Genomic DNA, 7,473 nt, shown 5'->3' with positions numbered 1-7,473 from the left:
GGCAGCGACACATACGACGCCATCTGCGCCGCGAAGGTGCAGGCCGACGCCCCCACCGCGAACGCCAGCGGCCGGATGCGTAGCAGGTCCACCGGCACCAGCGGCGCGGGCTGGCGGCTGGCGCGGCGCACCAGCACCAGGCCCGCCACGGCCGCGATCGCCACCAGGCCGATGCCACGCAGCAGATCCTCGCCCATCATGTCGATGCCGGTGATGAACACGCCCAGCGTCGCCATGCACAGCAGGGCGCTGATCCAGTCCAGCTTCACGTCATTGCGCGGCACCTCGGGCAGGTGACGCAGGCCGAACATGGCCAGCACGCAGATCGGCAGGTTGACCGCGAAGATCCACGGCCACGGCGCCACCGACAGAATCGCCGAGCCGATGGTCGGCCCCAGCACCGACATCACCGCCACCGTGGCGGCGTTCAGGCTGATGCCCCGGCCCAGCATCTTGAGCGGATAGATGTTGCGCACCAGGCCGCCGAACAGACACATCAGCGTCGCCGCGCCCACGCCTTGGAACACCCGCGCCAGCGTCAGCTGCACCAGCGTGCCGGCCAGCGCGCAGCCCAGCGAGGCCAGCGTGAACAGCACCAGCCCGAAAGTGAACATGCGGCGAAAGCCGATGCGCTCGGCCAGCGCCGACAGCGGCAGCAGCATCATCACCACCGCCAGGTTGTAGGCGTTGACCACCCACACCGCCTGCGCCGGCGACGCGTTCAGGTCGGCGGCGATGGTCGGCAGGGCGACGTTGGCGATGGTGGTGTCCAGCACCGACAGGCTGATGCCCGTCATGACGGTCGCCGCGGCCCAATAGCGGCGCGGGACCGGCAGGCCGTCCGGCGCGGCGGGCCTGGCGCCGCCGGCCGGGGTTTCAGACGCCGGCGGCGTCACGACTTCTTGACCGGCCGTTGCCAACCGTCGATGGTGAGCTGCTTGACGCGCGACACCGTCAGTTTCTCGGCCGGCGCATCACGGGTCAGGGTGGTGCCGGCGCCCAGCGTCGCGCCGCGGCCCACGCGCACCGGGGCCACCAGCTGCGAGTCCGAGCCGATGAAGGCGTCGTCCTCGATGACGGTGCGGTGCTTGTTGACGCCGTCGTAGTTGCAGGTGATGGTGCCCGCGCCCACGTTCACGCGCGCGCCGATGGTGGCGTCGCCGATGTAGGCCAGGTGATTGGCCTTGCTGTCGGCGCCCAGCACGCTCTTCTTGATCTCGACGAAGTTGCCGACGTGGGTGCGATCGCCCAGTTCGGCGCCCGGACGCAGGCGGGCGTACGGACCGATGCGCGCGTCGCCGCCGACCTGGGCTTGCTGCAGGTGGCTGAAGGCCTCGATCTGCGTGCCCGCGCCGATGCTCACGTCGCGCAGCACGCAATGCGGCCCCACCCGCACGCCGTCGGCCAGCGTCACCCGGCCCTCGAACACGCAGCCGACGTCGATGAACACATCACGGCCGCAGGTCAGCGTGCCGCGCACGTCGAAACGCGCGGGATCGGCCAGCGTCACGCCGGCCTCGAGCTGGCGGCGGGCCTGCTCGGCCTGCCAGCGGCGCTCCAGTTCGGCCTGCTGCACGCGGCTGTTCACGCCCAGCGTTTCCCACGACGCGCCCGGCTGGGCCGCGCCCACCGGCACGCCGTCGGTAACGGCCAGGCCGACCACGTCGGTCAGGTAGTACTCGCCCTGGGCGTTGTTGTTGTCGATGCGCGAGAGCCAGTCCTTGAGCTTGGCGGTGGGCGCGACCAGGATGCCGGTGTTGACTTCCTTGATGGCGCGCTCGGCCTCGGAGGCATCCTTGTGCTCGACGATGCGGCAGACATTGCCGGCGGCGTCGCGCACGATGCGGCCATAGCCGGTGGAGTCGGCCAGCACCTCAGTCAGCACCGCCGCGCCGGCGCCGCGCGCCCGCAGCAGGCCGCGCAGCGTTTCGGGCTGCACCAGCGGCACATCGCCGTACAGCACCAGGGTCACGTCGTCCTGGCCATCGCCTTCGAGCAATTGCGGCACGGCCTGCTGGACCGCATGGCCGGTGCCCTGCTGCGGCTGCTGCAGCGCGAAGCGCAGATCGTCCTGTCCGGAGAAGGCCTGCTTGACACGATCGGCGCCATGGCCGACCACCACGATGACGCGGGCCGGCTCCAGCTGGCGGGCGCTGTCCAGCACGTGGGCCAGCATGGGTTTGCCAGCCAGGGTGTGCAGCACCTTGGGCAGGTCCGACTGCATGCGCTTGCCGAGTCCGGCGGCGAGAATCACTACATTAAGCATAAGTTCCGGTGTATCGAAAACGCCCGGGGCCGACGCGGCGGCCCCGGATCTGGATTGAAAAAATCAGGGCTTGCCGCCGGCAGGCCCGGTGTTCTTGGCGGCCGGCTTGCGCGCGGTCTTGCGGGCGGGCTTGGCGACCGTCTTGGCGGCCTTGGCCGCCGGGGCGGCCGCGGCCTGCGGGCCGCCCGGCTTGGCCTTGGGCTTGTCGGCCTCGGGCGCCGGCTGGCTGCCGGGCATCGATGCGGCCGTGGCCGCCGCGATCTGGTTGAACTGCTGTTGCAGCAGGTCCCACCAGGCCTTGGAGGCCGACTGCGCCGCCGCGCCCATCTGCTCGCTCATGCCGGGCTGGGCGCCGGCCGCGCCGCCGTCGGCCTCGGGCGCCTTGGCCTCGGCCTTCGCCGCGCCCGCGGCCTCTTGCGACGCGCCTTTCGGCGCGCTCTTGGCGGCGGGCGCCGGCTTCAGGCCCAGCACCACTTCCAGCGGCGACGCCGCCCCGCTTTCGCGCATGGCGCCCAGGTCCAGGTTGGCGGCCGAGTCGACGAAGGCGCGCAGGGTGCTGATGGTGGAACGCTGCACTTCCATGCCCTGGATCGTGCTGGACAGCATCGACAGGTTCATGCGCAGCCAGTTTTCCACCGAACGCAGTTCCGCGATGCGGCGGTCCAGGTCTTCCAGGTTCATCGGCGGCGCCATCGGCAGGCTGCTCGCCAACCCGCCCGGGCCAGTCAGGCCGGCCCAGGCCTGGCGCATCATTTCCATGCTGGCCAGCAGCGGATTGCCCGACAGGTCGGCATTCTGGCCCATGCCGGGCAGGACGAACGGGTTGCTGTGTTGGTCGCTCATTCCTGGTTTCCCATAGATCGCAAAGGGCTGCCGGCCGGCACGGTCATCCCGGCAGCAGCTGGTTATTCTCCACGCGCACGTGGTCGCCGGACGCAAACGCGAACGGCTGCGCGCTGCGGAACTGGCGCGTGCTGCCGTCGTTCATGCGGACCGTGAGCTCATAGTGCGTCACCGTTTGTTGCTGCCTGATATTACGCTCAACTTCACGGCCTGCCAAAGCGCCGCCCACCGCGCCCAGCACGGTCAGCGCGGTCTTGCCGCTGCCGCCGCCGAACTGGTTGCCGACCACGCCGCCGGCCACCCCGCCGGCGATGGTGCCGACCAGGTGGTCGCTATTGTCCTTGACCGGCACCTGCACCTGGCGGATGGTCTCCACCACGCCGCAGGTGCGGCAGGCCTGCGCCGCCGGCGGCGCGGCCGGCGCGGGCCGGCCCTGGGCCTGGGGCTGCGCCTGGGCAGCGGGCGGCCGCGCGCCCGGGGCTTGCGGCTGGCCGGGGGCTCCAGGCTGGGCCGGCGCCAGGTTGGCGTTTTCGGGGCCCGCCTGCGCCAGCGCGGGATCCTCGGGGTGCGGCGTAGCCGACGGCGTGGGCAGCCAGCCGAGCACGGCGGCGACGCCGACCGAGCACATGACGATGACCGCGATGGCGGCGGCCGAAACCAGCGGATGCAGGCCGCGGCGGGCGGAATCGGACTGGACGGGATTATTCATGACGATGCTCCATCGTTACTAACCGGCAGTGGTATAGCACCCGGATGCGGTTTCGGCATGTTGCGATGGTGACGCTTCATTGCTGCACCAATGCGATTGGACAGCCCCTGGCATTCGTGGACAATAGGGCCATGGATGCCATTACCTTGCCCCAGATCGAAGCGGCCATCAACTACTGGCGCAACGTCTCGCCGTCGGTCGGCGACGAATCACGCCTGTGCCCCGAGGCGGCCGCGCTGGCCGCCCCCTACGCCTTGATGATCATGTCGCACCGCCGCGAACTGCCCGCGGCCGAACTCGGCGACAAGGCGCGCGATGCGCTGGCCCGCTGGAGCGCGGCAGCCGGCGCCTAGCGCCACGCGGTCGCGGCCCGCCGCCGGGCCGCCCGGCGATCAACCCTTGAGCAGGGCCTGGATGTCGTGCACCAGGGCATCGACCCCGATGTTGTTGTTGGCCAGCACCCGCGATTCGCCCTTGCCGTCGAGCAGGTAGAACGCCGCGGTGTGGTCCATGGTGTAGTTGCCGTCCTTGGTCGGCGCCTTGGCGTAATAGGCCTTGAACGAGGCCGCCGCCTTCTTCACCTGGTCCGGCGTGCCGGTCAAACCCAGAAAACGCGGGTCGAACGCCGTTACGTATTGCTTGAGCACTTCCGGCGTGTCGCGCTCGGGATCGACGGTGATCAGCAGCACCTGCACGCGGTCGGCGTCCGGGCCCAGCTTCTTCATCACCTCGGTCAGTTCGGCCAGCGACGTCGGGCAGACGTCCGGGCATTGCGTGAAGCCGAAGAACACCACCACCGCCTTGCCGGCGAAGTCCTGCAACGTGCGCGTCTTGCCGTTGTAGTCCGACAGCTCCAGGCCGCGGCCCAACTGGGTGCCGCTGATGTCGCTGCCCTTGAATTGGGGCGCGTTGTCGCCGCAGGCGGCCAGGGCGGCGGTGAAAGCGGCGGCCGTGGCCAGGCGCAGGGCCAGGCGCCGGCTGGCGGAAAATACGGACATCGATTTATCTCCAGGGGGTCAGATCAGCGCGACCCAGTGGTCCACCAGCAGGGCGCCGAACAGCAGCGCCAGGTAGAGGATGGAAAAACGGAACATGCTGCGCGCCAGCTCGTCGCTGTAGTTGCGGTACAGCCGCCAGGCGTACGACACGAACATGCCGCCCAGCACCAGCGCCGACGCCAGGTACAGCGCGCCGCTCATGCGGATCGCGGTGGGCAGCAGCGTGGTGGCGACCAGCGCGATGCTGTAGAGCAGGATCTGCAGGCGGGTGAACTGCTGGCCATGCGTCACCGGCAGCATCGGCAGGCCGGCCTTGACGTAGTCATGGTTGCGGTACAGGGCCAGCGCCCAGAAGTGCGGCGGCGTCCAGATGAAGATGATCAGCACCAGCAGCCAGGCTTCGGCCGGCACGGAATCGGCCACCGCCGCCCAGCCCAGCGCGGGCGGCATGGCGCCCGACAGGCCGCCGATGACGATGTTCTGCGGCGTGCGCGGCTTCAGGATGATGGTGTAGATGACGGCGTAGCCGACGAACGTGGCGAAGGTCAGCCACATGGTGAGCGGGTTGACCAGCGTGTACAGCACGAACATGCCGGCGCCGCCCAGCAGGCCGGACAGGCTCAGCACCTGGAAGGCGGAAATGGTGCCGCGGGCGGTGGCGCGCCGCGCCGTGCGCAGCATGCGGGCGTCGACTTCCTGCTCGATCAGGCAGTTGATGGCGAAGGCGGCGGCCGCCAGCAGCCAGATGCCGAGGGTGCCGAACAGCACGCGGCGCATGTCCGGCACGCCCGGCACCGCCAGGAACATGCCGATCACCGCGCAGAACACCGCCAATTGGGTGACGCGCGGCTTGGTGAGAACGAAATACTGGCGGAGCAATCCGGATTGGGGAGCGGCAAGACTGGTCATCATGCACCCTATTTTAAACGCGCACCGAATTGGGGCCGTAGCCCCCGGCCGGCGCCCCGCCCGCAGTGGACAGGCGCACCATCAGGACCACCGCGGCCAGCGTCAGGCCGGCGGCCCCGCCATTGTGCAGCACCGCGATCAACAAAGGCCACTGGAAGAAGATCGTCGTCAGGCCGGTCAGCAACTGGGCCCCCAGCAGCGCCAGCATCAGCGTGGCCGGCCCGCGCAGGCCGCGGTCGGCCCGCAGGCGCCAGGCCAGCACGCCCAGGTAGGCGAACACGACGAAGGCGAAATTGCGGTGCACCCAGTGGATCGCCGTCAGCGCCGGCTGCGAGATCATTTCCCCGGACGGCAGTTCGCCCAGTCCGCGGATGATCGAATAGCCGCCATGGAAGTCCATGTCCGGCACCCATTTGCCGTGGCACATGGGGAAATCCATGCAGGCCAGTGCCGCGTAATTAGTGCTGACCCAGCCGCCCAGCGTCACCTGGATGAGCAGCAGCGCGAAGCCGCCGATCACCCAGGGCTTGAAGCGCCGCGCCGCGGCGGCCACCGCATGGTGCGGGCGTTCGCGCGCCGACAGCCAGGTCATCAGCGCCAGCACCGACAGGCCGAACACCAGGTGCGCCGTGACCACGGCGGGCATCAGCTTGTGCGTCACGGTCCAGGCGCCGAACGCGCCCTGCACGCACACGGCCACCAGCGTCGTCACCGCCAGGGCCGGCGAGCGGCCCAGTTCGCGGCGGTAGCGCCAGGCCATGTAGACGATGCCGATGATCAGCATGCCGAGGATCGAGCCGACGTACCGGTGGATCATCTCGATCCAGGCCTTGGACAGCGTCACCGGCCCGAACGGCATGGCCTGCGAGGCCTCGTGGATATCGCCCATCGCCCCCAGCGGCGTGACGCTGCCGTAGCAGCCGGGCCAGTCCGGGCAGCCCAGGCCCGAGTCCGTCAGGCGCACGAAGGCGCCGAACATGATCAGGTCCAGCGTCAGGAACCAGGTGAAGAAGACGAGTTTGCGATACCGCGCTTTGATGCGTTCCATGGAAATCAACTAAATACCGATTCAACCGATGCGCGAGTTATAGACCAGCTTGCTGATGTCCTTGCGCACCTTCACGCCGTCGGCGTCGGCGGGATACTGCATCATCAGGTTGCCCAGGGGATCGATCACCCAGATCGGCGCCTGCAAACCGGGCTGGCCGGCCGCGGCGTCGCGCGCCAGCAGGAAGCGCGCCAGCTGGTCCGGATCGGCGCGCAGCATGATCGTGCCCTGGTAGGCCTCCAGCACCTTGTCCGGCACCGGGCCGTCGTCGGTGATGAACCAGACCCGCGCCAGGCGGTCGACGTTCTTGCCCTGGCTGGCGTGGGTGTTGCGGGTGATGTAGAGCTTGCGGGCGCAGCTTTCCGGGCAGGCCGCGCCGTCGGCCGCGACCAGCAGCCATTTGCCCTTCAAGGTCTGCAGGTCGAACGGCTTGCCGTCCAGCGTGGTCAGCTTGAGCGCCGCGGGCGCCGGCACGGGCCGCTGCGGCTCGACCAGCTGGCCGTAGTTGCTGGCGTCGGCCGGCCACCATTGCGGATTCATGTAGACCACGAAGGCCGCCACGATCGGCGCCAGCGTGCACAGGAACACCAGCACCATGGGCGTCAGCGAGCGCCGGGCGGGTTGGGAAGCAGTCATGTCGCGAGCCACGTTGATTCGGAATCCTGTTGTCGGGAAAGGCGGCCGCTCAGGCCGCCGGGTC

Annotated in this window: 9 protein-coding genes; 1 reads left to right on the top strand and 8 read right to left on the bottom strand. The window is 69.5% G+C overall.

Annotation, left to right across the window (positions count from 1 at the left end):
• From AOZ49_RS20510 to AOZ49_RS20495, 4 genes are all read right to left on the bottom strand, one after another.
• The coding region (locus tag AOZ49_RS20510; RefSeq protein WP_231690403.1) for an MFS transporter at positions 1 to 896 on the bottom strand (896 nt) is incomplete at its 3' end.
• Positions 893 to 2,266, bottom strand: a complete 1,374-nt coding sequence (glmU, locus tag AOZ49_RS20505; RefSeq protein ID WP_054433798.1) for a bifunctional UDP-N-acetylglucosamine diphosphorylase/glucosamine-1-phosphate N-acetyltransferase GlmU — start codon at positions 2,264 to 2,266, stop codon at positions 893 to 895. The genes glmU and AOZ49_RS20510, both read right to left, overlap by 4 nt.
• A gap of 63 nt (positions 2,267 to 2,329) precedes the next feature.
• Positions 2,330 to 3,109, bottom strand: coding sequence for a PhaM family polyhydroxyalkanoate granule multifunctional regulatory protein (locus AOZ49_RS20500; protein ID WP_054477434.1), 780 nt, complete (start codon positions 3,107 to 3,109; stop codon positions 2,330 to 2,332).
• 43 nt (positions 3,110 to 3,152) lie between these two features.
• Entirely contained in the window at positions 3,153 to 3,818 is a 666-nt protein-coding gene (locus AOZ49_RS20495) for an outer membrane lipoprotein (protein ID WP_054460579.1), read from the bottom strand.
• 131 nt (positions 3,819 to 3,949) lie between these two features.
• Here AOZ49_RS20495 and AOZ49_RS20490 point away from each other — a divergent pair, with 131 nt between their 5' ends.
• Positions 3,950 to 4,171, top strand: coding sequence for a DUF3717 domain-containing protein (locus AOZ49_RS20490; protein ID WP_054433793.1), 222 nt, complete (start codon positions 3,950 to 3,952; stop codon positions 4,169 to 4,171).
• Positions 4,172 to 4,210: 39 nt separating this feature from the next.
• Here AOZ49_RS20490 and AOZ49_RS20485 read toward each other — a convergent pair whose 3' ends face one another.
• Genes AOZ49_RS20485 through AOZ49_RS20470 form a run of 4 tightly spaced genes read right to left on the bottom strand, consistent with a single transcriptional unit; the run spans position 4,211 to position 7,409 of the window.
• Entirely contained in the window at positions 4,211 to 4,816 is a 606-nt protein-coding gene (locus tag AOZ49_RS20485) for an SCO family protein (RefSeq protein ID WP_049070643.1), read from the bottom strand.
• An 18-nt stretch (positions 4,817 to 4,834) separates the two neighbouring features.
• Complete coding sequence (gene cyoE, locus AOZ49_RS20480; RefSeq protein WP_006392377.1) at positions 4,835 to 5,725, bottom strand: heme o synthase; 891 nt, start codon at positions 5,723 to 5,725, stop codon at positions 4,835 to 4,837.
• A 13-nt stretch (positions 5,726 to 5,738) separates the two neighbouring features.
• Positions 5,739 to 6,773 carry a COX15/CtaA family protein gene (locus AOZ49_RS20475; protein ID WP_054433791.1) on the bottom strand — a complete coding sequence of 345 codons (1,035 nt, stop codon included), beginning with the start codon at positions 6,771 to 6,773 and terminating at the stop codon, positions 5,739 to 5,741.
• Positions 6,774 to 6,794: 21 nt separating this feature from the next.
• Positions 6,795 to 7,409, bottom strand: a complete 615-nt coding sequence (locus tag AOZ49_RS20470; RefSeq protein ID WP_054433789.1) for an SCO family protein — start codon at positions 7,407 to 7,409, stop codon at positions 6,795 to 6,797.
• Between the last annotated feature and the right edge of the window lie 64 nt (positions 7,410 to 7,473).

It is taken from the genome of Achromobacter sp. 2789STDY5608615, from assembly GCF_001298995.1.
Taxonomy (GTDB): Bacteria; Pseudomonadota; Gammaproteobacteria; order Burkholderiales; family Burkholderiaceae_B; genus Achromobacter; species Achromobacter insuavis.
The sequence above is the reverse complement of the archived record's forward strand: the minus strand, read 5'-3'. Positions and strand labels throughout refer to the sequence as shown.

Coding starts and splice junctions, on each gene's coding strand:
- glmU (WP_054433798.1), bottom strand. CDS start 2,266: ATGCTTAATGTAGTGATTCTCGCCGCCGGACTCGGCAAGCGCATGCAG.
- AOZ49_RS20500 (WP_054477434.1), bottom strand. CDS start 3,109: ATGAGCGACCAACACAGCAACCCGTTCGTCCTGCCCGGCATGGGCCAG.
- AOZ49_RS20495 (WP_054460579.1), bottom strand. CDS start 3,818: ATGAATAATCCCGTCCAGTCCGATTCCGCCCGCCGCGGCCTGCATCCG.
- AOZ49_RS20490 (WP_054433793.1), top strand. CDS start 3,950: ATGGATGCCATTACCTTGCCCCAGATCGAAGCGGCCATCAACTACTGG.
- AOZ49_RS20485 (WP_049070643.1), bottom strand. CDS start 4,816: ATGTCCGTATTTTCCGCCAGCCGGCGCCTGGCCCTGCGCCTGGCCACG.
- cyoE (WP_006392377.1), bottom strand. CDS start 5,725: ATGACCAGTCTTGCCGCTCCCCAATCCGGATTGCTCCGCCAGTATTTC.
- AOZ49_RS20475 (WP_054433791.1), bottom strand. CDS start 6,773: ATGGAACGCATCAAAGCGCGGTATCGCAAACTCGTCTTCTTCACCTGG.
- AOZ49_RS20470 (WP_054433789.1), bottom strand. CDS start 7,409: ATGACTGCTTCCCAACCCGCCCGGCGCTCGCTGACGCCCATGGTGCTG.